This window comes from Dyadobacter chenwenxiniae (assembly GCF_022869785.1).
GTDB classification, from domain to species: Bacteria; Bacteroidota; Bacteroidia; order Cytophagales; family Spirosomataceae; genus Dyadobacter; species Dyadobacter chenwenxiniae.
Window position 1 is genome coordinate 4,107,780 of record NZ_CP094997.1, and the last position, 26,325, is coordinate 4,134,104.

22 protein-coding genes are annotated in these 26,325 nt (G+C 44.2%); 6 read left to right on the plus strand and 16 right to left on the minus strand.

Annotation, left to right across the window (positions count from 1 at the left end):
- Window positions 1-152: 152 nt before the first annotated feature.
- Window positions 153-491, minus strand: a complete 339-nt coding sequence (locus MUK70_RS17505) for a DUF6249 domain-containing protein (RefSeq protein WP_234654119.1) — start codon at window positions 489-491, stop codon at window positions 153-155.
- Between the two features lie 155 nt (window positions 492-646).
- Here MUK70_RS17505 and MUK70_RS17510 point away from each other — a divergent pair, with 155 nt between their 5' ends.
- Both MUK70_RS17510 and MUK70_RS17515 read left to right on the plus strand, forming a co-directional pair.
- Window positions 647-1,198: an RNA polymerase sigma factor gene (locus MUK70_RS17510; protein WP_234654121.1), complete on the plus strand. Its 552-nt coding sequence runs from the start codon at window positions 647-649 to the stop codon at window positions 1,196-1,198.
- Window positions 1,199-1,205: 7 nt separating this feature from the next.
- Window positions 1,206-1,724 (plus strand): hypothetical protein, encoded by a 519-nt coding sequence (locus tag MUK70_RS17515; RefSeq protein WP_234654123.1) that lies wholly within the window; start codon window positions 1,206-1,208, stop codon window positions 1,722-1,724.
- A 46-nt stretch (window positions 1,725-1,770) separates the two neighbouring features.
- Here MUK70_RS17515 and MUK70_RS17520 read toward each other — a convergent pair whose 3' ends face one another.
- On the minus strand, window positions 1,771-2,142 hold the full coding sequence (locus tag MUK70_RS17520; protein WP_234654124.1) for a hypothetical protein: 372 nt from the start codon (window positions 2,140-2,142) through the stop codon (window positions 1,771-1,773).
- Window positions 2,143-2,344: 202 nt separating this feature from the next.
- Here MUK70_RS17520 and MUK70_RS17525 point away from each other — a divergent pair, with 202 nt between their 5' ends.
- A complete protein-coding gene (locus tag MUK70_RS17525) occupies window positions 2,345-2,554 on the plus strand; it encodes a DUF2281 domain-containing protein (protein ID WP_234654126.1) in 210 nt (69 codons plus the stop codon).
- Entirely contained in the window at window positions 2,555-2,950 is a 396-nt protein-coding gene (locus tag MUK70_RS17530; protein WP_234654127.1) for a type II toxin-antitoxin system VapC family toxin, read from the plus strand.
- 5 nt (window positions 2,951-2,955) lie between these two features.
- Here MUK70_RS17530 and MUK70_RS17535 read toward each other — a convergent pair whose 3' ends face one another.
- The 10 genes from MUK70_RS17535 to MUK70_RS17580 form a co-directional block, all read right to left on the minus strand.
- Window positions 2,956-5,334, minus strand: a complete 2,379-nt coding sequence (locus MUK70_RS17535) for an ABC transporter permease (RefSeq protein WP_234654128.1) — start codon at window positions 5,332-5,334, stop codon at window positions 2,956-2,958.
- A gap of 27 nt (window positions 5,335-5,361) precedes the next feature.
- Window positions 5,362-7,776 carry an ABC transporter permease gene (locus tag MUK70_RS17540; RefSeq protein ID WP_234654129.1) on the minus strand — a complete coding sequence of 805 codons (2,415 nt, stop codon included), beginning with the start codon at window positions 7,774-7,776 and terminating at the stop codon, window positions 5,362-5,364.
- A 174-nt stretch (window positions 7,777-7,950) separates the two neighbouring features.
- Window positions 7,951-8,508 (minus strand): hypothetical protein, encoded by a 558-nt coding sequence (locus MUK70_RS17545; RefSeq protein ID WP_234654131.1) that lies wholly within the window; start codon window positions 8,506-8,508, stop codon window positions 7,951-7,953.
- Window positions 8,508-8,708 (minus strand): hypothetical protein, encoded by a 201-nt coding sequence (locus MUK70_RS17550; protein WP_234654133.1) that lies wholly within the window; start codon window positions 8,706-8,708, stop codon window positions 8,508-8,510. Before MUK70_RS17550 ends, MUK70_RS17545 begins: the two co-directional genes overlap by 1 nt.
- Window positions 8,709-8,794: 86 nt before the next feature.
- The gene (locus MUK70_RS17555) at window positions 8,795-11,215 is read right to left on the minus strand and encodes an ABC transporter permease (protein WP_234654134.1); all 2,421 of its coding nucleotides are present in this window, start codon (window positions 11,213-11,215) and stop codon (window positions 8,795-8,797) included.
- A 121-nt stretch (window positions 11,216-11,336) separates the two neighbouring features.
- Window positions 11,337-13,793 (minus strand): ABC transporter permease, encoded by a 2,457-nt coding sequence (locus MUK70_RS17560; RefSeq protein WP_234654136.1) that lies wholly within the window; start codon window positions 13,791-13,793, stop codon window positions 11,337-11,339.
- Between the two features lie 225 nt (window positions 13,794-14,018).
- Window positions 14,019-14,192, minus strand: coding sequence for a DUF5615 family PIN-like protein (locus MUK70_RS17565; RefSeq protein WP_234654138.1), 174 nt, complete (start codon window positions 14,190-14,192; stop codon window positions 14,019-14,021).
- A complete protein-coding gene (locus MUK70_RS17570; RefSeq protein ID WP_234607936.1) occupies window positions 14,189-14,416 on the minus strand; it encodes a DUF433 domain-containing protein in 228 nt (75 codons plus the stop codon). The genes MUK70_RS17565 and MUK70_RS17570 overlap by 4 nt, the downstream gene beginning before the upstream one ends.
- A gap of 113 nt (window positions 14,417-14,529) precedes the next feature.
- Window positions 14,530-16,920, minus strand: coding sequence for an ABC transporter permease (locus tag MUK70_RS17575; RefSeq protein WP_234654140.1), 2,391 nt, complete (start codon window positions 16,918-16,920; stop codon window positions 14,530-14,532).
- Between the two features lie 20 nt (window positions 16,921-16,940).
- Window positions 16,941-19,325, minus strand: coding sequence for an ABC transporter permease (locus MUK70_RS17580; protein ID WP_234654142.1), 2,385 nt, complete (start codon window positions 19,323-19,325; stop codon window positions 16,941-16,943).
- Between the two features lie 78 nt (window positions 19,326-19,403).
- Between MUK70_RS17580 and MUK70_RS17585 the strand changes: the two genes are divergently transcribed.
- Complete coding sequence (locus MUK70_RS17585) at window positions 19,404-19,652, plus strand: hypothetical protein (protein ID WP_244784441.1); 249 nt, start codon at window positions 19,404-19,406, stop codon at window positions 19,650-19,652.
- Entirely contained in the window at window positions 19,645-20,046 is a 402-nt protein-coding gene (locus tag MUK70_RS17590) for a PIN domain-containing protein (protein WP_234654147.1), read from the plus strand. Before MUK70_RS17585 ends, MUK70_RS17590 begins: the two co-directional genes overlap by 8 nt.
- Before the next feature lie 11 nt (window positions 20,047-20,057).
- On the opposite strand, the gene MUK70_RS17595 is transcribed toward MUK70_RS17590, so the two are convergent.
- The 4 genes from MUK70_RS17595 to MUK70_RS17610 all read right to left on the minus strand — a co-directional run bounded on the left by MUK70_RS17595 (window position 20,058) and on the right by MUK70_RS17610 (window position 26,283).
- A complete protein-coding gene (locus tag MUK70_RS17595) occupies window positions 20,058-22,418 on the minus strand; it encodes an ABC transporter permease (protein ID WP_234654149.1) in 2,361 nt (786 codons plus the stop codon).
- Between the two features lie 96 nt (window positions 22,419-22,514).
- Window positions 22,515-24,944: an ABC transporter permease gene (locus MUK70_RS17600; protein ID WP_234654151.1), complete on the minus strand. Its 2,430-nt coding sequence runs from the start codon at window positions 24,942-24,944 to the stop codon at window positions 22,515-22,517.
- A 30-nt stretch (window positions 24,945-24,974) separates the two neighbouring features.
- The gene (locus MUK70_RS17605; RefSeq protein ID WP_234607929.1) at window positions 24,975-25,574 is read right to left on the minus strand and encodes a hypothetical protein; all 600 of its coding nucleotides are present in this window, start codon (window positions 25,572-25,574) and stop codon (window positions 24,975-24,977) included.
- A gap of 31 nt (window positions 25,575-25,605) precedes the next feature.
- Window positions 25,606-26,283 carry an ABC transporter ATP-binding protein gene (locus MUK70_RS17610; protein WP_026632278.1) on the minus strand — a complete coding sequence of 226 codons (678 nt, stop codon included), beginning with the start codon at window positions 26,281-26,283 and terminating at the stop codon, window positions 25,606-25,608.
- Window positions 26,284-26,325 lie beyond the last annotated feature (42 nt).

Consider the following 26,325-nt stretch of genomic DNA (forward strand, 5'->3'; position numbering starts at 1 on the left):
AAGAATTCCGGTAAGAGTTTTCACTCTTTTCGAATTTTCCGGGAATGCTTGCACTCAGAATTTCGTTGCGGGCTACACTAAAAGGCAGTATAAGCCTGACAACGCAACAAATGTATAGAAAGGTACTTTGCGATGCAAGGTACTATGTTAAATTATTTTTGACCCTGACTCACCATCTTTCTTTCGATGATGAAATTGAGGATCAGGCTCACGCCGCCAAGGAGGAAAGTCATGGACAGATAGGCCACTCCTTTACTGAAATCGTATTGGTTGTCAAGAAAATTACCTGTTAAGATCCCCAATCCCACTCCAACGAACAGCATTCCAAATTTCAATGTAGGGTAGCTAATGAAGCTCTTATCACTAAAAATAGATGCGTCCGCGCCTTTTTCGATAAGGGCTATACGTTCGCGGTGGCGTGTTACGAAAAAGACGTAGATTATTCCAAAAATTCCTGCAAATGCGCCAAGGGATATAATGACTCCGTTCATGATTGTGCTGATTAAAACGTTTACCCCCATTGGACAGCAAAAGAATGGCGTTGGTTACAGCTTTTTGAAAAATTTTTTAACAAAAAAATTAAGCTGAAATCTGTAACCAGAGCTCCATATCACCAGTCTTATAAGCAGATGAGTAATCCGAATGCATGAAAAATCAGGGAGACCAGATTCATATTGACAATGTTAAAAAAGGAGAACTGACTTCTTTCACTTTTCTTGTGGATAAGTATAAAAATATGGCTTACACGATTGCTGTCAAGATTTTGGGCAATGCTGAAGATGCAGAAGATGCGGCGCAGGAAAGTTTTGTAAAGGCGTATTTACAGATCAATGCTTTTCAGGGAAATTCAAAATTCTCAACCTGGCTTTACACGATTGTTTACCGGACCTCGGTTTCTAAATTGCAGAAGAATAAGCTGCAATTTTCCTCGCTGAACGATGAACTGACGGACCATTACGAGTACGACCACGCAACGCCGGAAATTGACCATTTGCAAGTTGCAGAACGCGAAAAATTCGTAAAAGAAGCCATTGAAAAACTGCCCAAAATAGAGTCGCTGTTGATCACGTTATATTATATGAATGAAAATTCGATTGACGAAATTGAGGAAATTACGGGCTTATCGGCAGCAAACATTAAGGTTAAGTTGTTCAGGGCCAGGAAGATTTTAGGAAAAGAACTACAATTCTTGTTATAAGCGGAGCATGGAAAAGGAAAATAATAACGAAGAAGCGTTCAGGAAACTGTTGAAAACAGTCACGCCCGAAATTCCGGAGGCGGACTTTACCCAGCGAGTGGTTAACAATGTAGCGATAGAAATGCAGCATGCGGCGGCCATTGAAGAGCTAGCCCTAAAAACACTGCTAAAAAAGATGCAGCCGGAGCAACCTTCCGCAGCATTCACGAATAACTTGTTATTAAAGCTGCAACCTGCTCCCAAAGTTATTGCTTATAAGCCCGTTATATCAAGAAAAACTTGGCTGTGGATTGCGGCCTGCATCACATTGGCATTGCTGGCCTGCTTATTTATTCCTGGCAGCCAATCGGATCAACCATCACAGATCATAAGCGCCATCGATAGCGTCGCCCGGCCAGCCTATCTTATTTCCGACAAAATGAATAAGCTTCCCGAGCTTTATTCCTTCGCTATCATTGGGTTAGCTTCACTTATGCTTTTTGATTATTTCATTCGTTTAAAAACAAAAAGACTTGCCAAGATCTGAGAGCATGGCCGCTCAGGCTTGGCAAGTCTAAAATGTTCAAATCACATTATCCCCTGCGGTTGTAACGTCCTTTGTTGAAACTGTTTTGGTAAGCAAACAGACGCTGGCGCTGTGCCGGAGTCAGAATTTCCAGGATGTCTTTTTGTTTTGATCTTTCCAGTTTCTGTGTATTTTGAAAACTGCTGTATCTTCTGTTCGACATCAGCTGGTCGTAGTGGTTTTCGATCTTTTTGATCTTGTTTTCCTGCTTCCGCGACAGCTTCACAATCTCGTCCAGCTTGTTGATATTGTATTCTTCAACAGCGTTGTCTCCGCGTGAGTTGTTGATGGCCGGAGCTTCGTGGCGGTAACGTTGCGCGAAGCTGTTTCCTACTGTTAATGTAATTATGGTTGCGATTGCTAAGATGGTCTTTTTCATGGTTTCAATGTTTAAATTGTTTGTTTATGTAGGTTAGAGGCCCTTTTTCAACAAACGTTTAATCGACCAAAAAGCCAATCTGCCAACTGATCTAGTTGCTAGATGATCTGCCATTTATCGCCGATGAATGAGGTTTTTTAATAACCTGGTTACAAAAACGTGCTAAACAGTTATATTTGATTAGCAACTGACAACCTCTCCAATGCTAACGACAGTAAAAGGGATATTCGAAAACGGACAAATCACATTGACGGAAAAACCGCCTGTGAATACGCGTATGGAAGTAATTGTAACATTCATCGATGAAACTCCCAAGCCTTTAAAAAAGCGCAGAGCTGGCGTTGTAGCAGGTAAATTTAAAATGTCAGATGACTTTGATGACCCATTGGATGATCTAAAAGAATATATGTAAATGAAATATTTGCTTGACACACACTCATTAATATGGTTTTTAGAAAATAATCCCAAACTCTCGCATCCAGCAAAATCAATCATTGAAGACCTCGAAAATGAAATTTTCGTCAGTAATGCGAGTTGGTTGGAAATTTCAATAAAAGTCACCTTGGGCAAACTCATATTGCCCAGCTCACTTTCGGACATAATGTCAAGATCTGCATCTATTCAAATCAGATCCATTGGCATTTTGGAATCTCACATCATTGCATATCAGGATCTCCATTTTTTTGACGAGCACCGCGATCCGTTTGACAGGATAATCATTGTTACGGCAGTCGTGGAGAATTTCTCAATAATAACCTCTGATCCAAAATTCAAGTTATACCAGGACAATGTTGCCCTGGTATGGTAAATATCTCATTCACTCCTCAGCGACTTCACAGGATTCATCAACGCGGCTTTAATGGCTTGGAAACTTACGGTAATTAATGTGATTAGGATCGCGGTTACGGCGGAGACGGCGAATACAACCCAGCTTAGTTCAATGTGATATTCGTATTTTTTCAGCCAGTCGCTCAAAAAATACAAGGCGATCGGTGACGCGATCGCGCAGGAAACGATCACGAGAAAGACAAATTCTTTCGAAAGCATCGCCCACATTTGCGCAACACTGGCCCCAAGTGCCTTTCTGATTCCGATCTCCTTCGTTCTTTGCTCGGCTGTGTAGGCGGCAAGTCCGAATAATCCTAAGCAGGAAATAAAAACCGCCAATACAGCAAAAACCCTTGCCAGCTTTCCTATTCTTTCCTCAGCCCTAAACTTGGCCTCGTATTCTTCGTCTGCAAACTTGAATTCAAACGGTGAATCAGGATCATGTTTCTTAAAAATAGCTTCAACTTTTTTCAATGATTTTTCAACCGGTGCGCCTGGCAAAAGTTTGATATTGATCAGATTTGCCCATTCGTAATCCATTAAAAAGATGGTAGGAACAGCAGGCTCATAGGGCGATTGCATCACCATATCTTTGATAACACCCACAACCTGACGTGGTTTGCCATTATAGCGAATGGTTTTGCCAACAATGTCCTTCAACCCGGTGAGCTTAACGGCCGACTCGTTCAATATAAAACCGGCAGTATCTGTCGAATATTCTCTTGAAAAGTCACGTCCGTCAATGATTTTCCAGCCTATTGTTTTACCAAAATCGTGCGTACATGCAATGGTTCCAAACAATGGCGTTGCGCCCGCCTCCATCCCCTCCCATTCAAAACCGATCTGATTGGAATAAATCCCGGTTGTAGGGCTGGACGATTCGCTCATTTCGTACACGGCCCCGGATTTGAGCAGGTCGTCTCGCAACGGGTAATATTTGCCATATAAATTTGGCGAAATGTCAATCTGAAGCAGTCCCTGCCTGTCATAACCCACAGGGCGATTCTTGGCATGCTGAATTTGCTGAAAAACGATAATGGTTCCGATAATCAATGTAATGGAGACCGTAAATTGCATTACAACCATCACCTTACGCGGAACTGCCGACCATTTGCCCACTTTGAATGTCCCTTTCAAAACAGAAAGCGGGTTGAAAGACGACAGATAAAATGCCGGATAACTTCCCGATATCAAGCCGGTAAAGATGGAGAAAGTAATCAGCATCAGCCAGAATTGAATGTATTGCCACGGGAAGCGCACGTGCTTGCCTGACAGGTCATTGAAAGAAGGCAAGGCCACCAAAACGATGAGCAATGCAAGCACCAATGCCAACGAAACAACCAAAAAAGACTCACTCAAAAATTGAAAGACCAGCTGGCTGCGCAATGATCCGATGGCTTTTCTGATCCCCACCTCTTTTGCCCGCTTTTCGGAACGCGCTGTGCTGAGGTTCATGAAATTGATACAAGCCAGTAACAGCACAAAAACGCCGATAATGCTAAAGAGCCATACGAACTGAATGCCTCCGCCTACATTTTTACCATTTTTAAAGTCCGAATATAAGTGCCACCTGCTCATGGGATGCAGGAAATATTGCGGCTTCTCCGTTTTCGATGACGCGTGCGGTATTTCCACATCCCTTATTTTTAAAGAAACCTTTTCGATATCCGCATTGTCGGCCACCTGCGCATAAAATTGGAATGAATGGTTCCCCCATTGCGTCTGCGATTCCTTAACCCAGTTTTCTGAAAGCAGATAATCGTTCCAGGTCAAAAGAAGATTCAGTTCATTAAACTCCGAATTGAACGGAATGTCTTCGTAAACGCCGGTCACTTTCACGTTCTTTTTAATGTCCAGCTTAACCGTTTTGTTCAAAGGATCTTCATTGCCAAAAAGTGCTTTGGCAACGCTCTCGGAAATGACTATGGACCCGGGATCTTTCAATGCCGTTTTCAAATCCCCCTTCAACATTTTTAAGGAAAGCATTTCCGGAAATGCCGGTTGCGCCCACATTCCCCGTTTGTTAATCTTTTTATCGCCATTCGCCAGCAAATGCCCGAAATTCCAGGACGCCATGGACGTGTTCTTGAAATCAGCGGAATATTTATTCGCCATTTCCATTACGGACGGAAGTGACACTGCCCTTCCGCTGCCGGTCTGCCCATTGAAAGTCTGGCTGATGTAAGCCTGCGTGAGCCTGTCGTAGTTTTTGTGATATTTATTAAAAGAAAGCTCGTCCCAAACCCAAAGGCCAATCAGCATGGCAACCGCAATTCCTACGGCCAATCCGGCAATGTTAATGAACGAATAGACCTTATTTTTAAGGAGGTTTCGGAATGCGATTACAGAATAATTCGTGATCATCGGGTTACGCGGATTAGGTTAAAAAATTTATTCGCTCCTTAAAGATGTCACTGGATTCACTAAAGCTGCTTTAACACTCTGAAAACTTATTGTGATTAAAGCAATAATGACTGCCCCGACGCCCGCAACCACATATAACCAGGCACTTATTTTCACCTGATAAGTAAAATCCTGCAACCATCCCTTCATCACATACCACGCGACAGGCGAGGCAATGACCAGCGCGATCACAACCAGTTTGATAAAGTCGATTGAAAACAGACTGAAAATATTAAACGCCGAAGCACCGATTGCCTTGCGAATGCCCATTTCCTTCGTACGCGACTCGGCCATGAAAGCGACAACGCCATACAATCCCAGGCAGCCTATAAAGATGGCAATTCCTGTCAAAATTTTGAAGAGATCAAACAATTTGGATTCCTTTTCATAGAAGCTGTTAAGCGTCTCATCGAGGAAGGTGTAGCTGAATAAATAGTCAGGGAATGTGGCTGACCAGACTTTTTCAATTCTTTCAATTTGCTTCGCATCCGCGTTTTCGGACAGCTTAATGCCCAATGTGCCATAATTGCTGCGTTGGGTGGTGAGGACACAGGGGATGATTTCACGGTGCAGACTATATGTATTAAAGTTTTTCACCACACCCACAATCGGCAGCTTATATTCCGATCCGCCGATGGTCAGCCGCTTTCCGATGGCGTCAGCAGGGCTCTTGAAGCCTAATTTTTTCACAAAGGCTTCATTTACAACAAATTCCCGCATGGTGTCAGCGGGCAAATACATCCGCCCGGCCACTATTTTCAACCCATATGTTTTTACATAAGCCGTATCAGCAGGACGCATAACCACTTCATAATCAAGAAATTCAGCATCATTCTCATATTTAAATCCGGTTTGCCAATTGCTTCTCGACATAGGTGTGAATGCGCTGAAACTCATGGATTTGATGCCCGGCTCATTAACCAGCTTGGCATACAGTCCTTCCAAAACACCCGGGTCCTGGGCGGGGATTTGCATACTTATGATCTCATCTTTCTGAAAACCGAGATCAAGCGTGCGGAAATACTTCATCTGGCTGTAAGCGATCAATGTTCCGATGAGAACGATTTGCGAAATTGTGAATTGCAGAACGATCAGCCCGGAACGCAGATTCGCCTGCCCGCTTCCTGCCGTTCGCATTTTTCCTTTCAAAGCAAGAATAGGCTGGTAACCCGATACCACCATGGCCGGATAAAAGCCCGCAAGTATGGTCGTAATCACTGTCAGCACCACCAGAAAAGCCATTACGGAAATGTCTGCTACGAAAATAACCCCCTCTGCCTTAATGTTCAGGATGTTGGCAACGCCAGGCAAAACAACCTGCGCGACGATCAAAGCAAGGATGACGGATAAGACAGTAATTACCGCAGTCTCTGAAAAATACTGCCTCAACAACTGGCCTCTCGTACTGCCCAATACTTTTCTCACGCCCACTTCACGCGCACGACGCAGGGCTTGTGCAGTAGCGAGGTTGATGAAGTTCACGCAGGCCGTGATCAAAATAAACATTCCAACCAGCACCATTGCCCAGATCATTCCCTTACTGATTGTTCGGCCGGTGTAGTTAGAGGTTTTTGTATCAAAATGTATGTCATTAACGGGTTGTAAAATGTATTCCTCAACCGCGGCATCCTTTGGCTCCCTGTATTTTTTGACAAATGAAACCAGTTGTTGTTCCATTTTTTCTTCGCTCACATTTTCAGGCAACATCATGTACATTTGGCCGCCGCCATAAGTGCTCTGCCAGTCGTCCCAGTTCGTAAATGAACCGTAGTCTTTCAGAGAGGCGAATGAGAGCATGGTTGTAAAAGGGAAGTTCGTAGTCGCAGGCGGGTCCTGAATAATGCCGGTAACGACAAAATTCCTGTGGTTTTCCACCCGGATCGTTTTGCCCATCGGGTTTGTATTGCCAAAATACTTTTTTGCCTGAGTTTCAGAAAGCACCACGGCCCCAGGGTTATTTAAGGAACTGGCTGCCGAGCCTTTTAACCATTTGTACTCAAAGAGTTTGAAATATTCCGGATCGATGAACGACACTGCATTATTTTGCTCAGAATGCTTTTTGCGATTGGGTCCGTCTCCGATTGTGATCAATGCGCCGCGCAGTGCGTATGTGCACGATACCTGGTTCCGGATTTCAGGGAAGTCATTACGCAGCGCCGCCAGCGCCGGAAGCGGCATTCCCGTGTTATAACCTTTATCAACCTCCCCTTTTGTGTGTTTCAGTATCCGGAAAACGCGATCTACGTTTTTATGATGCTGATCAAAGCTAAGCTCATAGCGAACCGTAAAAAAGATCAGCAAACAACAAGCCAGCCCCAAAGTAAGCCCGGTAATGTTGATCAAAGTAAAATTCCAGTTGCGTCTTAAATTCCTGAAAGAAGTAGTAAGATAATTTTTGATCATGGCCGGTCAGTGCTTTTCTGTGGGAGAATGTTTGAAAAGAGCACTAATTCTTATACCAGCGCTAATGCACACTGATAACCAGTTGATTATATCAATTTATATAATGCTTCATGTCCGCTTTTGAACACTTTTGTACGGGTTTGAACAATCGAAAAAACAGCCGTAAAGGAATGATCAGGCTTTTAAATACTTTACTAAATCGTTGTTTATTAACCAAAGAGGAATATTATGCACCGTTACTTCTTCGACTTCTGATCCTGTTATTGAAACAAATGAAATCGACTTGAATAAACCGAGGTGATCTTTTAAAAGCGGTATCGTGTTTTTGTACATCTCTTCTATCACCTCATTACTAACCAAATGCCCTCCGTTCTCAAACCGAGCCTTTGCTCTGATCATGCATAAATTGACGTCATCTGTGAAAAACAGAATAAGATGGAATGCACGATTTTTATATTTCGGTAAAGAAAGTGTCAGGAGATAATCATAGTGAGACTGGTACCCCAGATTGAGCTCCAAGGCAAAATCCGTATTGTTAGCCAAACTTTGCGCAATAAATTGATTCACTTTGACAGAGGCTGTCTGGGAATAATCTGCAAATCCTTTCTTTTTGTATTGATAAGCAGCTAAATCGTGATCGATGATGGGAATATGATGGGGTACTAGTTCGCGTCCATAAGTACTTTTTCCTATTCCCGGCGGCCCCGCAATAAAAATAAAATAGATATTCATTAGAGCTTTTCAATTCGCCCATCGGAGTATTCAGCAACAGGCGTGCCATCTTTTCGGTAATACACCAATGGTTGTCCTATCGAGAAAAGATATTCACGGGCTCTTTCCAGAGATTTTTTCTTCCATTCGATAAGCTCCAAAGCACTCATGGTTGCCGGACGCTTAATCATAATCCCCATTTTACTAGCTACATCATTCATAACAAAAAGCGCTTAGGAATTTAATGAACAAAGATAAACCTGCCTAAATTAAATTCCTATAAGCAATTCTTATACCGTAAATAGCGCTACTCGCTCTTTAATGACTCCACTGGGTTCATCAGCGCGGCTTTGATGCTTTGGAAGCCTACTGTTGCCAGGGCGACCAGGATGGCGCTGATTCCTACCAGAATGAAGATTATGGGGTTAATTTCGATGCGGTAAGCGTAATTGTCGAGCCATTTTTGCATAAAAAACCAGGACAATGGTGTGGCGATGACGATCGCTATCAGTACGAGTTTGATAAAATCTTTTGACAACACGAATACAAGGCTCGGAATGCTGGCTCCTAGCACCTTCCGTACGCCAATTTCTTTGGTACGCTGCTCCATCACGATCAAGGCGACGGCAAACAGGCCAAGGCATGAAAGAATGATTGCGATGCCCGAAGCGAGACTGAAAACACTGGATAAATGACCTTCTTCGCGATACCATGAATTGGTGTTTTCATCCACAAATGATCCCGTGAACTCGGTTTCCGGCGCAACTTCCTTCCAGACACTTTTCAACTTATCCATAGCGATCCGCAGGCTTTGCGGCGTCACCCTGACAAAAACGTAATTGACTGATCCCGAGCCTCCCAAATGCATGGTAATCGGTTTTTTCTCATTTTTGGAAGAATACAAATGAAAGTCAGGAACCATGCCGATGATCTGATATTTAACACCTGCCGTATCCGTCTGGAAATATTTTCCGACAGGATCTTTTTCCTGGATCATTTTGGCCATGCTTTCCGTGATAATCACGCGGTCCAGCGAATCGCTCGGAAACGCCGGGTTGAATTCACGACCATCCAGCAACTTTATATTCAATGCTTTGAGATAATCATAATCAATAGAAAGCCAATCGGTTGTAATATCCTTTTCTTTATAAGTAAACCCAATCACGCTCCGGGAGGTGCTTCGGTCCCTGCCGACACCCAGGTTAACCTCGCTTCCACTGATAGCGAGCACATTAGGATCGCCCTCCAACTCGTTACGCAGCCTTCGCAGCACTTTGTTTCCGTTAACCTTGCTACCAACCGGAATGCTGATCACCTGCTCTTTATCAAATCCCAACGGCTGCGTCCGCAAATGATCAACCTGCTGAACTGCGATTACAGTGCTGCATATCAACAAACTCGACAATGTAAATTGCGCTATAATCAATGAGTTGCGAAGTACGCCCGGCTTCTTCAATGTAACTTTCCCTTTCAGCACCTCCACAGCATTGAATTTGGACATTTGCCATGCCGGATAGCCGCCTGCGATCAATGTTACCAGGATAAAAAGCCCGAATAACAGCGCAATTTTATCCGGCTCAAACATATATTTCAGGCTCAGCTTGCTTTGAAAAGTAGCGTTAAAGCTTGGAAGCAGCAGAACTGCCAGTATAATGCCCGTTAAAAAACCCAGGAAACAGATCACAGCGGCTTCACCCCAGATCTGAAAAAATAGCTGATTTTTCAATGCACCCAGCGATTTGCGGACGCCTACTTCCCGTGCACGAATGAAAGATCTGGCAACATTGAGGTTGATAAAATTAATGCAGGCAATTAAGAGGATAAAGCATCCGATCCCCATCAAGGCATATATCAGCGCAATCGGGGCTGCGCCGCCACCTGAAACCTTCGAATTGAAATGCAGGTTAGACAGCTTCTCAATTCTAATGGCGAAAATATCTCCTCTTTCGTCCGGCTTCGCACCTTTCCTTTTCAGACTGGTAATGCTCTCTGCAAAATATTTTTGTGCAAATGGTTTCAGCCTTTGTTCAAAAGCAACTTGATCTGCATTTGGGGTTAATTTTAAATAAACACGGTGAGAATGCGCATCCCATTGCTCCTTGGACTGCTGATATCCGCCCGCATTTTCGGTCCTTACGAATGCGTCGTATTTGATGGACGAATTTTCAGGAAAATCTTTCAGCACGCCGGTAACCACATATTCTTTGCGATTGGCATCCAGGCCAACTTGCAGTGATTTGCCCATCGGATCTTCTTTCCCGAAGATCGCTTTCGCCATGTTTTCGCTGATAACAATGCTGCTGAGATCTTGTAATGCTGTTTCAGTAGTGCCTTTTATGAGCGGGAAAGTAAAAATTTTCAAGAAATCAGGATCTGCGAACATGACCTGCTTGTCGAAATATTTTCCTTTATATTCCAAAACATCACTTCCGTTCACCACCCTTGTAATGCTTTCTATTTCAGGAAATTCCGCCTTCAAGGCAGGAGTTAAAGGAAATGGCATCGAGCTGGACGCTTGTGCCTTCTCCGGATCATTGGAAAAAAAGTAGGTTTGATAAATGCGCTCTTTGTCTTTATGAAAATTATCAAACGACAACTGAAAATAGGCTGTCAAAAAAAGAAAAGCGCTGATACAGAACGCAACAGACAACCCTGTAATATTAATAAACGCGTAACCTTTGCTTTTCCAAAGGTTACGCATTGCGATTTTGATGTAGTTTCTGAACATAGTGTTTGGTTGTTGGCTTTCGGCAGTCGGCCTTCAGCAATCAGCATTATGTATATTTGACATTTTAACATTTAAGAAAAAAAAGCCGAAGGCTGACGGCCGACAGCTGAAAGCCAAAGCCCTACTCGCTTTTCAATGACTTCACAGGATTTGTAATGGCCGCCTTAATCGCCTGCGTGCTGACCGTGATCATGGCAATAATAACTGCCAACGCGCCGGCCGCTGCAAACATCCACCATTGAATGCTGATTTTATAGGCAAAATCCTGTAACCATTGATTCATAATATACCACGTGAGCGGAGTTGCGATCAGCATGGAAATGATCACCAATTTGATAAAATCACCTGAAAGCAAACCTACAATGCTGCTAATGGAAGCACCTAAAACCTTCCTGACACCAATTTCCTTTATCCGCTGCTGCGCCGCAAAAGCCGCCAAACCGAACAAACCAAGGCACGAAATCAAAATGGAAATGATGGTAAATGAATTCACAATTCTTGCCGTACGCGCATCGGCTGCATAATTACTTTGGAAATCCTGATCCAGGAATGTATAAGAAAACGGCTCGCCCGGAACCACCGACTTCCATTTGGATTCCATGAAGGGAAGCACCTGGCTGACGTCCTTCGTATTGACGTGGGCAATGATGTAATTATGATTTGAATTCGCGCTCAGGAAAAAAGCATACGGTTCAATGGCTTTATGCAGATCCTGGTAATGAAAATCTTTCACCACGCCCACAATTTCAAGCGACCCAATGCCATTTTCACCCATATTGAAGTCAAGATGCTGCCCAACAGCCTTTTCCAGAGGAATGGCGAATTTCCGTAACGTTGCCTGGTTGACAACTATTTTATTATTGGTATCACCAGGAAATGCAGCGGAAAACATGCGTCCGGCGGCCATTTGGAAACCCATCGTTTGCATAAAATCCGGCGCAACCCAGTTGGTTTTTATTAGCCGATCTTCTTTCACACTTTGCCCCGGCAAAAAAACTGACATATCGCTTGGGTTCAGAATGCCTGGGTAAAAGCTGGTTCCCGATGCCGCAGTAATCTGATTATTCTCCAGCAACTCATTACGGAGGGCAGTATACGCTTTCCTGGATTCCTCACTGCGGAAGGGAATTACGATTTGCTGCTCTTTGGCAAAACCCAATGGTTGCTCCTGCATGAATTTGATCTGACCTTGAATCACCATGGTCGCCACAACCAAACCGATCGAGATCACGAATTGAAATACAACTAACCCTCTTCGTAATGCAGTGGCCGACACCGAATTGACAAATTTGCCTTTGATTACATCCAGCGGATTGAAAACGGAAAGATAAAAAGCAGGGTAACTGCCAGCCAGTAAACCGGTAATGAATGCCAGAACAACAAACGAGGCAATGATCTCCGGCATCAACAATTCTGTTAGCGATAATGTTTTATCGGAAAGCTGATTAAAGATTGGAAGAAACAAAATTACAAACGCAGCTGCAATGATCAGTGCCAGGAATGTCAGCACCATTGATTCGCCCAAAAACTGACCGATCAGACCGCTTTTCCCCGCGCCCATTACTTTTCTCATGCCCACTTCCGCCGCACGTTTCGCTGAGCGCGCTGTGGCGAGGTTCATAAAATTGATGCATGCAATGAGTAATGTAAATATGGCAATGGAGGCAAGTACGTAGAGATAAGTCGTACTGGTTGTGGGGGTTACAATTTTATCGATTTTGCTAAAAAGGTGAATATCCTTCACCGGCAGCAATGCAAGCTTTTTATCATAACCTGCGATTTTTAAATCCTTGCGGGCATATTTTTCAATAAATGAAGGAAGTTTCTGGCTGAATTTTTCTGCGCTCGTGCCTGGTTTAAGACGCAGATAATGGTAAAACATATTGTTATTGGTAAAATCCAGATCTGGCTGTCTCAAATAATCGCCTACCCAACCCACTTGCAGCGAGACGAAGTAATTGGCATCAATGTGCGACCTATCGCCCTGACTTTTGAAAACACCTGTCACCCGAAAATTTTCATTTTTTCCTGTTTTCCCACCAATCCGGATTGTTTTATCGAGCGCCGGTCCACTTCCGAAAATCTTCCGCGCAACTGCCTCTGAAAGTACCACCGAGTGGGCATCATTTAGTGACGTTTTAGGGTCGCCTTCCACAAATTCATAGGTGAAAACATCAAAAAACGTGGAATCCGCATGGATCCCCTTCGTTTCATAAAATGATTTTTCGCCTTGCCCGGGTTGATTTACAGTAAAAAGCGACTTGTCTTCCAAAAAATTTTGCCAAAGCCTCGTGACCTGGACCACTTCCGGAAACTCCATTTTTACAGCTTGTGCATAGGGTGCCGGGCCCCGCGGGTTATCCATTTTCTCACCATTGGACTGGACATTCTCGCTACGGAGAAGATAGAGGTCGTTAATGTGTTCGTGGTGTTGGTCAAAGGAAATTTCGCTTTGAATGTAAAGCAGCAACAACATGCAGCAAGTCATGCCCACTGACAGTCCGAACACATTAATGGCGGAAAAGAGCTTATTTTTAAGCACATTCCGCCATGCAATTTTGAGATAGTTTTTAATCATGGCTAAACTTTCTTATTAATGTTGATATCCGTCAAATCCAGCGATATCATTGGGTTGAAGAGGATATTTTATTTTCCATAGCTAAATAGATATTTCTACCTAATGAATAATTATACCACCGCAACGGAACGGATATTAAGCTATTGATTAACAGTTTCTTAGATTTAGTTTAAAACAACAAAAGTGTCCAGTTTCGGACACTTTTGTTCGGTATTGGACTGGTCGTTATCCTAGTTTGCGGGTCACGCCCATGTATTTGTTCATCCGTGCATATTCGAAGATAATTTCGTCCAGATCCGTTGCTCTCCCTATTGATGACCAGTGAGCTGAATGAATGTGCTTACCAGCAAAAAAATCAACCCATAAGGGCGACAAATTCATGTCAATTAAAATCTTCATGCGGCTAAAAACGGCATTTCAATTTCCTCAGAGCGCCAGGCGGCATAGGATAAGGCTTGTTTAATATCCTCGATTTCAATGTATGGATACGCTTTCAAGATATCTTCAAATGTGCTGCCAGAAGCCACAAGGCCCACTAAGGTTCCTACTGTAACCCGCATTCCGCGTAGGCAGGGCTTGCCCCCCATCATTTTCGGATCAAAAGTTATTCGGTCTAAATTCATAAGATCTGCATTCTTGTGTTCTCAAAAATAACCAATATTCCAAGATTTGCCTAAACATTTTGCATCACGCTGATCGATGTTAAAGCCAGCGCAGTCAAGCCGACTATCATTAATTATTCCGTTTTCAATGACTTTACCGGGTTCGTAAGTGCAGCTTTAATGCTTTGAAAACTAATTGTGACCAGTGCAATGACGATTGCCGTTGAGCCAGCCATTGCGAAAAGCCACCATTTTAGATCAATTTTGTATTCAAATCCACGCAGCCATTTGTCCATAAAATAATAGCCGACCGGTGAAGCCACAACAATTGAGATTAAAACCAATATTAAAAAATCTTTCGAAAGCAGTGAAACAATGGCGGTTACGGAAGCGCCCAACACTTTTCTGATCCCGATTTCCTTCATCCGCCGCTCAGCCGTGAATGTAGCTAGGCCAAACAATCCCAGGCTTGAAATAAGCACGGCTATGGTCGTGAATGTATTGAACAATGTGGCTGTTTTGGCCTCGTTTTTATAAAGCTTATCATAAGTTTCGTCCAGGAAATTGTATTCCAATGGATAATTGGGAATCATTTCTTCCCAAACTTTTTGCGTAGCCCGAATCGCTTCGGCATCTCTGCCCGGCTGCGCTTTTACATAAATTCCAAAGCTCCACGACAAGTCATTGAACAACACTAGCGGTTCGATCTTTTCACGCAGGCTTTTGTAATGAAAATCTTTCACAACCCCTATCACTACACCCTTTTTACCCTGAAAATTAAACCGTTTGCCGACAACCGGCTTTTTAAGCATTAACTTTTTAACTGCCGTTTCGTTGAGCACCACATTCTGCTTGTCGGTTAACCTTTTATCATCGAACCAGCGACCTTCGGCTATTTTTAACCCAAACATTGATTGAAAATTGGACTCGACTGCCATTTGGGAAACAACTGGATTGAAATCCTTTGGCCGACCATCCCAATCATACGATCCTGTGGTGCTGCTATTGATCTGCACAATACTCTGACTCGAAATGGTCACATCCGCAATACTCGACTCACGCAAAAGCTGCTCTTTGAAAGTGGCTGGCTGTATTTTGTTCTTCATCGCCCATGGCAACCTCAAACCAAATGCGTGCGCCCGGTCATAACCCAGCTCTTTTTCCCGAATAAATTTCATTTGCTGAAACACGACCAGCGCCGAAATGAGAAAAACCACGGTAACCGTAAATTGCAAAACAACCAGCCCTTTCCTGAAACCCGCATTCGAAGAACCCAGAACGTTACTTCCGCGGAGAATTTCAAACGGTCTAAAAGAAGATAGCAAAAGCGAAGGGTAAATGCCTGTCAGCAGGATTGCGGAAACAGTGGTTCCCAGCAGCACAAACCAAAGCGGCTTGTTCGAAAATGAAAGCGCAAAACTTTTCTCTGTAACATCATTAAATACCGGCATTAACGAATAAATCAGCACCAGTGCCAACCCAAAAGCCATCAGGCAAGTCAGCACAGATTCTGTCATAAATTGTGCAAAAAGATGCGAATGTTTTGCGCCGAGCAACTTTTTCACCCCCACTTCTTTCGATCTGACACTGGCTCTTGCGGTTGTAATGTTGACGTAATTGATGCACGCCACCAGCAAAATAACCAGGGCCATGCCAAAGAAAATGTAGATCGTCTTCCTATCGCCCTTACTCTTGTCTGAACCCTGGATTTCTGTGTTGAAATGCATGTTTGCCAAAGGCTCCGCTTCCAGCACGATATCTGACGAAGGATTTCCTTTGTCGTCTTTTTTAAACTTGGAAATCAGTGCGGTCAGTTTGGCAGCAACCTTTTTGCGGTCGGCGTCGTGCCTGAGCAGAATGAATGTCTGATAGTTAAACTGGTTCCAGCTCTTATCACCTTCATAAGTCTTCGGATTGGCCAGATAAGCACCCAGCGGCAAAATATAATCATATTGAAAGCTGGAATTTGGCGGGTTATTTTTATAAACTGCCGCAATCGTGTAGTCGAGCGTATCGATCCGAATAATCGTTCCGGCCACATTCGGGCGCCCGAACAATTGCTGCGCTTTGGCTTCTGTGATAGCAACATTTCGGATAGCCGAGCGAAACTGCGCGGCCGAACCATCCACAAACTGATAGTCAAACAGGCTGAACCAGTTTGTATCCACATACACTGCATTTTCGCCAATGATCTTCCGGTCACCAATGCGGACAGGGAGGTTAGAAGCAGCATTAACACGGCTTACCGCTTCGATTTCGGGAATAACCTTCGTTTCTTCGGCCAGCAAAAGCGGTGTGTTGGACCAATGCCAGGTTTCCTCTTTGCTTACTTTTAAATGCGTAACGATCCGGCTGATCCGCTCTGACTTCGCATGAAAATTATCAAAGCTCAGCTCATTCTGCACCCATAGCAGGATGAAAACGGCCGCCACCATTCCTCCGGTAAGTCCGGCAACATTCAAAGTGGTGAATAAGCCGGCACTCCGCAGGTTTCTTAAAGCGATCTTAATCTGGTTTCGAAGCATTGCATTTCGGTTTTAGGGATTTATTCACTTCTCAATGATTGGACTGGATCCAGCATAGCTGTTTTCAGACTTTGGTATCCGACTGTCAGAATGGCTACGCTCATCGCCAGCAAGGCTGCAACTGCAAAGTACCACCATGAAATGGATATGCGATAAGGGAAATCCTGCAACCAGATGTCCACTGCATAATAGGAAAACGGTAACGCTACGACAATCGCAATCCATACGAGTTTGATAAAATCGGAGGATAACAATGCTGCAATACTGGCTGCGGAGGCTCCCAGCACTTTTCGAATGCCAATTTCCTTAACCCGTGTCTCAGCATTAAAGGTGGCCAGGCCGAACAAGCCGATGCAGGAAACAAAAATGGATAACATGGCTGCCAGCGTGATCATTTGTTTCCATTTCGCCTCGGATTCGTAACGCTTCCGATTTTTTGCGTCTTCAAACTGATACTCGAACGGCATGAACGGCACGTATTTGCGGAATATTTTTTCAACCGTTTTTACTGTTTCTACCGTGTTTCCACTCGCTAACTTTAAAAACAATGTGCTCTTTCCATAATTCGGGTCCTGCGTCATCAGCAAAGGTTTTATTGTGTCTTTCAGCGATGCATAATGGTAATTTTTCACCACGCCTATAACGGTCATTTTCTGGTTTTTCCATTCAAAATTGATGACCTTACCGACCGGATTTTCCCAGCCTGCACGCTTCACAAACGCTTCATTCACCACAACCGATTGCATTGGGTCGGATGGGAAACTTTTGGAGAAATTACGGCCTTTTACTATCGGAATTTCGAGGGTTTTCAGGAAGTCATCATCGACTCCGATGTATCCAAAATCTATTTTACCTGTCTCAATATCACCAAGTGTGCCATTATAGTTGCCATTGAAAGCACCCACTTTTTCAATTCCCGCAATGGTCTGCAATTCTTCTTTGACAACATCCAGATATTGTTCCCCTGACATTCCGCGCCCCAGGCTAAAACTCATCAGGTTTTTATCGTTATAACCCAGGTTTTTGTTAGTCAAATATTCGAATTGAGAATAGATGACGATGGTGCCGATAACCAGACAAACCGACAATGAAAATTGGAAGACAACCAGGCCTTTCGTCAGGTAATTTTTCTGCGTCAGTTTGGTGCGGTTGTACAATGTTTGCGCAGGACTGAAACCCGAAAGCACTAATGCAGGATAGAAGCCGGCAACCAGTCCTGTAATGAAGAATAAGGCGAAATATCCGGACACGAGCTTCATATCCAGCAGATAAGAAAGCGCCAATTGCTTATTGGCCAACTCATTGAAAGTAGGCAAAACGGCGAGCGTTAAAATGATGGCGAAGGAGAAAGCGATAAACGACAGCAGGAAAGACTCACCAAGAAACTGATACATTAATTGTTTACGCTGACTTCCCACCACCTTGCGAATGCCAATTTCCTTCGCGCGCTTTAACGATCGGGCGACGGTTAAGTTCACAAAATTGATACAGGCAATGAGCAGTATAAAGATCGCTATGCCGGAAAGAATGTATGAATAAATTGGACTGCTGCCGCGACCAAGTCCATTCCGTAAATCGCTTGTCTCGCTATCCAAATGAATATCCAGGAAAGGCTGCAGGCTGAAACTGATCTTCTGGTCGAAATCTTTGATCTTGCTGATTTCCTCTGCTGACTTGGTCTTGAATACCTGGTTTAATTTTGGAATGACCGTTCTGTAATCTGCCTTTTCATGTAGTAAAACAAAGGTGTTCATGTAAAAACCCAACCACTCCTTATCTGTCCAGCCTCTTGTAACCTGCAATTCAAAAGGGATTACAGCACCGAATTGGATGGAGGAATTTTGCGGACACTTCTTGGCAACTCCCGACACGACCAGCTTCTCGAAGTTATCACCGATTTTCAGCTCAATCGTTTTCCCGACGGCATCCTTTGTATTAAAATATTTCTCTGCAACCTCTTCTGTCAGCACAATGGAATTGACGCTGGCAAGCACTGTTTTGGGATCCCCCGCAACGAGCGGCATCGAAAAAACGGTGAAGAAATTATTATCGGCAAAAAGCACTTCTTCGCTCAGCAGCTCATTTCCTTTTCTGGTGACAAATGTGTTGCTCTGGGCTCTCACAATGTCCTTAATCTCCGGAATTTCCTGCTTGAAACTTGGCCCGTGAATGGTGTTGGTGCTCCCTATCGTACGGGTCTCGCGGTCGTCCGACATGGTAACTTTGATTCGGAACAGCTGGTCTTTATTCTCCTGAAAGCGGTCAAAACTAACCTCATCTTTGGTGTAAAGCACAATCAGCATACAGCAGGTAAGCCCAAGCGACAAGCCGGCAATGTTGATAAAGGAAAAAATCTTATTCCTCGTCAAATTACGAACCGCAATTTTAAGATAGTTCTTGATCATGGCTGGAATGGTGGTAACAGTGACTAATGATTGTGTCTTTTTTTAGTTAACTTTGGTAATACGAAAATGCATTTAACTATGGAACTGATCAGGGAAATCATAGTGCCTACCGGCAACTCCTACACACTCAACCTGCCCGACGAAATGATCGGCAAACAGGTTGAAGTGATTGCTTTTGAAATTGGGAATCCTACTCAAAGTGCTGGTATTGAAATAGAAGCCAGGGAGCAAAAGATTGAAAAAATTCGCGAAATCTTTAAAGACAGCCTTGTCGATTTGAGCAACTTTAAGTTTGACCGTGACGAAGCGAATAATTACGATGAATAAAATAGCTTTGGACACAAACGTCTTGGTATATCTGTATGATTTGTCTGACGAAAAAAAACGGCGAATCAGTGAGTCTTTGCTAGCAGTGAAACCGGCGATTAGCGTCCAAGTAATCTCAGAATATCTGAATGTTACCAAGCGATTGCAAAAGTTACCCAAACTTGAAGTTCTGGAAAAGTGTATAAGCTTGCTGGCGTTTTGCGACATTATCCCGATTAACATCAGGACTATGGACAAGGCTTCCTTTTTGCTCAGCAAGTACGATTTCCAATTGTTCGACAGCATCATTGTTGCCTCAGCGTTAGAAGCAAATTGCAGCATCTTATATTCCGAGGACCTGCAACATAACCAGCTGATTGAGAACAAACTTACCATCGTCAATCCATTTATATAACCGCCCCCCTCTTACTCCCCCCGGAGGGACTTCACAGGGTTCATTAATGCTGCTTTTATTGCCTGGAAACTTACTGTGAATAATGCGATTAGTAGTGCTGCTATGCCTGCTGCCAGAAAATACCACCATTCCATTTCGATCCGGTAAGCATATTTTTCGAGCCAGTTTTGTAAAAAGTAACCTGCAATCGGAAAGGCGATCAATGCGGCGATGGCGACCAGTTTTACAAAGTCCATTGAAAGCATCCCGACCAGATTGGTAACGCTTGCGCCGAGCACCTTTCGAACACCGATTTCCTTTGTCCGCTGCTCTGCTGTGAAAGCGGCTAACCCGAACAGCCCGAGGCATGAAATGAATATCGCGAGAAAAGCAAAATAGTTAGAAAGCTTGCTGACGACTGTTTCGGCTTTGTATAGATTCCCAAACTCTTCATCGGCGAAATGATATTTGAACGGGAACCCGACATTATACTGCTTAAAAACCTTCTCCGTGTTAGCAATCGCAAGTTTGGTTTTTCCCGGCTCTGTCAGAATGAGTGCTGCGCCCCAATTCTCTGTCTTGGGCTGGAGATTGATAATCAGCGGCTCGATAGCGACGTGAAGTGAACCCATGTGAAAGTCTTTCATGAGTCCGATGATCTTCCCTTTTTTGCGCCACATGGTCAACTCCTTTCCTACCGGATCCTTGTAGCCGATCTTTTTTGCGGCAGCTTCATTAACCAGATAATTGGAAGTATCAGTCCCGAATGCAGGGTTGAAATCCCGCCCATCCAGCAATTGAATACCCATTGTTTTTACAAAATCAAAACCAACAGGGTTTACATTGAACAGCATTTGTTGCGTAGTGTCCTTACCTGGCCAGCTTACGCCCATCGTAGAACTTCCATAATCCATAGGCCCTGCCTGAGAAACGGTAACTGCTTGAATGCCGGGTTCATTTTCCAGAACCTGCTTGAACGATGCGAAATTCTTAGCCATACCTTTCTCTACATCACTGATATACAACAGATTGCTTTTATTAAAACCGAGGTTTTTGTTTTGTATAAATTCAATCTGACGGTAAACAACGATCATAGACAGGATTAGCAGAATGGAAAGGCCAAACTGAAAAACGACCAGCCCCTGCCGGAAATACGCGGCACTGGGTTTGAATTTCAGCGCGCCTTTCAACACAACCACCGGATTGAGCGATGACATAAACAATGCAGGATAACTACCCGCCAAAACACCTGTAATGGTCGTCAGAATGAGCAGCAGGATCAGCAATGTCGGATTAAAGAAATTCAGGGACAGCTGCTTTTCTGTGAGCGCATTAAATGAAGGCAGCAACACGGCAACCAGGACTAACGCAAAAGCCAGCGCAAGCAACGTAATGAGGATCGACTCTCCCATAAATTGACCCACCAGGCTGGATTTATAAGCGCCTACCACTTTTCGTAAACCTACTTCTTTGGCCCTTTTTACCGAACGGGCAGTAGCAAGGTTCATAAAATTAATGCAGGCAATAACCAGAATAAAGATGGCGACAATGGTGAAAAGCTGGACATATTCAATCCGCCCGCCATTTTGTTTACCCGAATCCCATTTCGAATAAAGATAAGACTGGCCATAATTAATCAGGAACAGATCAATGTTGCTGCCTTTGTTTTTGGTTTTGAGGTAACCTTTTATCTTGGCATTTACCTTATCTATGTCTGCATTTTTATCAAGCAGGACAACGCAGCGCGGGCCATTGTTCCCCCATTCCTCCGCCCATTTATTGCCTTTGATCCAGCGATCGTAACTCATCAGGAAGTCGAATTTTACGGATGAGTAGGCCGGAATTTCCTTCAAGACGCCGGTTACAATCACATCATCTTTATTATCCACGCGGATGGTTTTGCCGATCGGATCCTGCCCTTTAAAATATTTGTTAGCGATTTTTTGAGAAATGACAATGCCATCGGGACGTTTTAAGGCTGTTTTGGCATCGCCCTGGCTCAAATCGAAGGAGAAAATGCTCAGGAAATCCCCTTGAACATAGCGCCCTTTTTCATTGTCAAATGTGTTGCCTACCGCAAGCACGGGCGCTTCTTCCCAAAGCCACTGACTGGCCATTTCAATTTCCGGTATGTCCTTTACGATGTGATCAGCCAGTATTCCGGGCGTGGCAGCGAATGTGTTGATGACGCCTGAATAGAACTGATTTTCCATGACAGTGAATATCCGGGCGTCGTTCTTATGGAAGCGGTCCATCTTAATTTCGTCCTGGACCCATAGCATAATGAGCAGGCTGCATGCCATTCCTAATGCAAGACCAAGAATGCTGATGAGGCTGAATGTCTTGTTTTTCAACAAGTTCCGCCAGGCGATTTTAAGGTAATTTTTGAGCATATAGGTGGCTGTCGGCCGTCGGCAATCAGCATCCGGCTTTCGTTTATTTGAAAAATATCTGAAACATCCCGACAGCTGAAAGCCGATAACCTTCCTCTACTCGCTCCGCAGGCTTTTTACGGGATTCATCAATGCGGCTTTTATACTTTGAAAACTCACCGTTAACAATGCAATTGTAATCGCTATCGCCCCTGCTGCCAGGAACATCCACCATGCCAGATCCACATGATAGGCAAAATCGTTAAGCCATTGGTTCATCCCGAACCAGGCGATGGGCGTGCCGATCAAAATAGCAATGATGATAAGCCTTAAAAATTCTTTGGAAAGCAGTGTGACAATGTTGGCTACGCTGGCTCCAAGCACTTTCCGGACACCAATTTCCTTCGTCCGACGCTCAGCGGTGTACGCGGATAAACCGAATAATCCCAGGCAACCGATAATAATGGAGATGGCTGCGAAAGTGATAAAGATTTTCCCAACTTGCTGTTCGCTGCGGTAAACCTGGTTGAAATCTTCGTCCATGAAGCGGTAATTGAATGGCTGTCCCGGCGCCATCTTTTTCCAAAGTTGTTCAACCTGGCCGATTGTCTGAGCCATATCGCCGCCATCGAGCTTGAAAACAACGGTTCCATTACTGCGGGAAAGCACAAGGCTGAGTGCGCCTATGTGTTTTTTTAAAGACTCAAAATGAAAATTTTTGACAACGCCGATGATTGTATAATCAATGCGATGTTTGAGTTCCTGATCTTTATATCCAAATATTTTTTTCCCAATTGGATCGGCATAGCCGAGCACTTTTGCAGCAGCTTCGTTGATGATAATTCCGGTTGAATCAGACGGAAATTCTTTTTGAAATGGCCGCCCGCTCACCATTTCCAGTCCTAATGTTTTAACAAAATCATAGTCAATCGCCCAGTTTTGCATGCTAACGCCTTTTTCCTGCTGCATTTGCCCAACTGGGAAAAAGGAATTATCGGTGCGGGAAGAAGGAGTTGGCAAGTAGCTGGTTACTGTTCCGCTTGCCACATTGGAAAGCTGCATCACCTGCTCTTTGAATGACGTAACCTGATTATCAAGCGCATAAGCGTCATTCACAATCAGCATTTGATCTTTATTAAAGCCTAGCTTCTTGGTTTGGATAAAATTGAGCTGGCGGTAAATTACGCCCGTGCCTACAATGAGCATGACGGAAATCACAAATTGAAAAACAACGAGGGCATTGCGCAGATAACCTCCCTTACCCTGCAACTCAACGCTGTTTTTCAAAACCTTCAATGTCTTAAAAGCGGATAGAAAAAATGCCGGATAGCTTCCCGCCAAAACACCTACAACGCCGCCGGTGACAAGTGTTGCAACCCAAAACCAAACATTACCAATAGGAAAATCAACCTGTTTACTGGCCAGATTATTAAAAAAAGGAAGTGTGAGGTATGCCAGAATAATGGCCAGTGCGAGTGAAAAAAAGCTCAACATCACCGACTCTGTCAAGAACTGACTAACCAGCGACGAGCGCTCAGAACCCAATGCTTTGCGAACGCCGACTTCCTTTGCACGGTTCGCAGAGCGCGCCGTAGCGAGGTTCATAAAATTTACGCAGGCAATGGTGAGGAGGAATAAAGCAACAACCGCAAAGATATATACGTACTGAATATTGCCATTGGCATTGATCTCCGCCGTGCGGTCGGAATGCAGATGAATTTTTGTAAGCGGCACGAGTGTATAGCGCAGGTAACTTCCCGATTTGCGCATTTCATCCAGCGAAGCGCCCATGAAGCTTTGCAACCACTTGCCCGTATACTTCTGCAAAACGGTTTCAAAATTCTTTTCAAATTCCCTTGGGTCAACACCTTCTTTGAATAATAAATAGGTGTTGAAATTATGGCTGCCCCACGCGCCGGTTCGGCTTTCGGCATTGGAGCTCATGGAAAGCAGCATATTCACCCCGCACAAATGTGATTGCCCGGGAATATCTTGCATGACGCCTGTAACCGTGTATGTATCAGCATTATCCACGATCAGCGCTTTGCCCATCGGATTATCATCCCCAAAAAATTTAGCAGCATCGCTGGCCGAAATAACGACCGTGTAAGGATCTCTAAGCGCTTTTTCGGCATCACCCATCAATAGCGGAACCGAAAAGACTTCGAAAAAAGTAGAATCGGCGTAAACAACGTGATCTTCTTTAAAATTTTCTGCAACCTCGGCGCGGCGTACGAGCAGACTGCCGTTATTCCGTAACCTCACCACCTGTTCTATCTGTGGGTAATCCTTTTTCATTGTAAAAGCAAACGGATCAGGCGCCACTGCAAGCGACATGTCTGCACCGCCAAAACGGATATCTGCATTAATCCTGTGAATACGATCGGCGTGCTTGAAGGATTTATCATAACTGAGCTCGTCCAGGACATACAGTGTGATCAGCAAGCAACTTGCCAACCCCAATGCAAGGCCGAAGACGTTCAGAAACGAGTAAAACTTATGTTTACGCAGATTCCGCCAGGCGATCTTGATGTAATTTTGCAGCATGTAAATTTTGGATTGAAAATCAGAAAAGCTTTAAATCCCCCTTCCCGGCAGTTCTATTTCGATCTCAAAGTCATCAATAATGTCCTGACGTTCTTCCTCTGACTTTTCAGAAGCGCTTACGGTCTTTTCGTAAATAAATTCCTCGTTTCTTTTAACAAACCTGTATTTCAGGAAAAGCTCACCGGACTTAGGATTATATCTTACCTGCTTGGTATAACCATTTTCGCCGGAAACAGTCGAGGTCTTTTCGTTATTGTTGTCCGAAACCCAGATATGCGCCCCGGCATCATTGGAGGAGTAAAGAACCGGTTCAAGTGGCTCTACGGGCGCAGGGGGAGTTGGCGGCGTTGGAATGGACGGTGATTTTGGTGCGGGCGGCGATGGGAGATCCATGTTGCCAGCCTCAATGGAATCCAGGACTTTGTCCCGCAGTGCCATCCGCTCCTCTTTGGTGAGCTCTTCTACGTCAAACGATTTTTCAAAATCAATCTCCTTTCCGTCGATAGTGCCAGTCACGCGGATGGACAATGTTTTACCATCGTCATCGATGCTTCTGCTCAGATGGTTTTTTTTCTGGGCAATCGCCAGTGTACTGACACCGGCGAGTAAAATGGTAAGGAGTTTTTTCATGGTCAAATCTGGTAGTTGGGCTCTGGATATGCTAAACGTGCACTTTTTCGGTCACGATCTTTCCGTCAAAAAGGTTGACAATACGATGCGCGAAACCTGCGTCGTAAGGCGAGTGCGTTACCATCAGAATGGTGGTTCCCGCTGCATTCAGCTGGCTCAACAGGTTCATTACTTCTTCCCCGTTTTTGGAGTCGAGGTTACCCGTAGGCTCATCCGCAAGAATTGTTTTTGGTGTCGCTACAACGGCGCGGGCAATGGCGGTCCGCTGCTGCTGTCCCCCGGAAAGCTGCTGAGGAAAGTGGTTGCGGCGGTGCATCATGTTCATGCGTGTAAGGGCTGCTTCCACTTTTTCTTTACGCTCAGCAGGAGGTGTTTTGAGATAAAGTAATGGAAGTTCAACGTTCTCATAAACCGTTAGCTCGTCAATCAGGTTAAAACTTTGAAATACAAATCCAATATTGCCCTTGCGGATCTGCGCACGTTGCCTTTCTGACATTTTAGCCACCTCCGTGCCGTAAAATTCATAAGAGCCTTCACTGGGGTTGTCCAACAGACCGAGGATGTTCAATAATGTAGATTTTCCACAACCGGATGGTCCCATGATGGCGACAAACTCGCCGTCTTTTACATCCATGTCAATGCCATTCAGGGCGGTGGTTTCCACTTCCTCAGTAGAAAAGATCTTATGAAGGTTGCTAATTTTAATCATGTTGTTATTGGCTATCGGCTTTCAGCGGTCGGCTGTCAGCCA

Bases quoted from the DNA above. Each gene is read 5' to 3' on its own strand.
- MUK70_RS17560 (WP_234654136.1), bottom strand. From the start codon at position 13,793: ATGATTAAAAACTATCTCAAAATTGCATGGCGGAATGTGCTTAAAAAT.
- MUK70_RS17550 (WP_234654133.1), bottom strand. From the start codon at position 8,708: ATGAATGATGTAGCTAGTAAAATGGGGATTATGATTAAGCGTCCGGCA.
- MUK70_RS17525 (WP_234654126.1), top strand. From the start codon at position 2,345: ATGCTAACGACAGTAAAAGGGATATTCGAAAACGGACAAATCACATTG.
- MUK70_RS17565 (WP_234654138.1), bottom strand. From the start codon at position 14,192: ATGAAGATTTTAATTGACATGAATTTGTCGCCCTTATGGGTTGATTTT.
- MUK70_RS17555 (WP_234654134.1), bottom strand. From the start codon at position 11,215: ATGTTCAGAAACTACATCAAAATCGCAATGCGTAACCTTTGGAAAAGC.
- MUK70_RS17510 (WP_234654121.1), top strand. From the start codon at position 647: ATGAAAAATCAGGGAGACCAGATTCATATTGACAATGTTAAAAAAGGA.
- MUK70_RS17575 (WP_234654140.1), bottom strand. From the start codon at position 16,920: ATGCTTCGAAACCAGATTAAGATCGCTTTAAGAAACCTGCGGAGTGCC.
- MUK70_RS17545 (WP_234654131.1), bottom strand. From the start codon at position 8,508: ATGAATATCTATTTTATTTTTATTGCGGGGCCGCCGGGAATAGGAAAA.
- MUK70_RS17610 (WP_026632278.1), bottom strand. From the start codon at position 26,283: ATGATTAAAATTAGCAACCTTCATAAGATCTTTTCTACTGAGGAAGTG.
- MUK70_RS17505 (WP_234654119.1), bottom strand. From the start codon at position 491: ATGAACGGAGTCATTATATCCCTTGGCGCATTTGCAGGAATTTTTGGA.
- MUK70_RS17585 (WP_244784441.1), top strand. From the start codon at position 19,404: ATGGAACTGATCAGGGAAATCATAGTGCCTACCGGCAACTCCTACACA.
- MUK70_RS17530 (WP_234654127.1), top strand. From the start codon at position 2,555: ATGAAATATTTGCTTGACACACACTCATTAATATGGTTTTTAGAAAAT.
- MUK70_RS17515 (WP_234654123.1), top strand. From the start codon at position 1,206: ATGGAAAAGGAAAATAATAACGAAGAAGCGTTCAGGAAACTGTTGAAA.
- MUK70_RS17540 (WP_234654129.1), bottom strand. From the start codon at position 7,776: ATGATCAAAAATTATCTTACTACTTCTTTCAGGAATTTAAGACGCAAC.
- MUK70_RS17600 (WP_234654151.1), bottom strand. From the start codon at position 24,944: ATGCTGCAAAATTACATCAAGATCGCCTGGCGGAATCTGCGTAAACAT.
- MUK70_RS17520 (WP_234654124.1), bottom strand. From the start codon at position 2,142: ATGAAAAAGACCATCTTAGCAATCGCAACCATAATTACATTAACAGTA.
- MUK70_RS17580 (WP_234654142.1), bottom strand. From the start codon at position 19,325: ATGATCAAGAACTATCTTAAAATTGCGGTTCGTAATTTGACGAGGAAT.
- MUK70_RS17570 (WP_234607936.1), bottom strand. From the start codon at position 14,416: ATGAATTTAGACCGAATAACTTTTGATCCGAAAATGATGGGGGGCAAG.
- MUK70_RS17595 (WP_234654149.1), bottom strand. From the start codon at position 22,418: ATGCTCAAAAATTACCTTAAAATCGCCTGGCGGAACTTGTTGAAAAAC.
- MUK70_RS17605 (WP_234607929.1), bottom strand. From the start codon at position 25,574: ATGAAAAAACTCCTTACCATTTTACTCGCCGGTGTCAGTACACTGGCG.
- MUK70_RS17535 (WP_234654128.1), bottom strand. From the start codon at position 5,334: ATGATCACGAATTATTCTGTAATCGCATTCCGAAACCTCCTTAAAAAT.
- MUK70_RS17590 (WP_234654147.1), top strand. From the start codon at position 19,645: ATGAATAAAATAGCTTTGGACACAAACGTCTTGGTATATCTGTATGAT.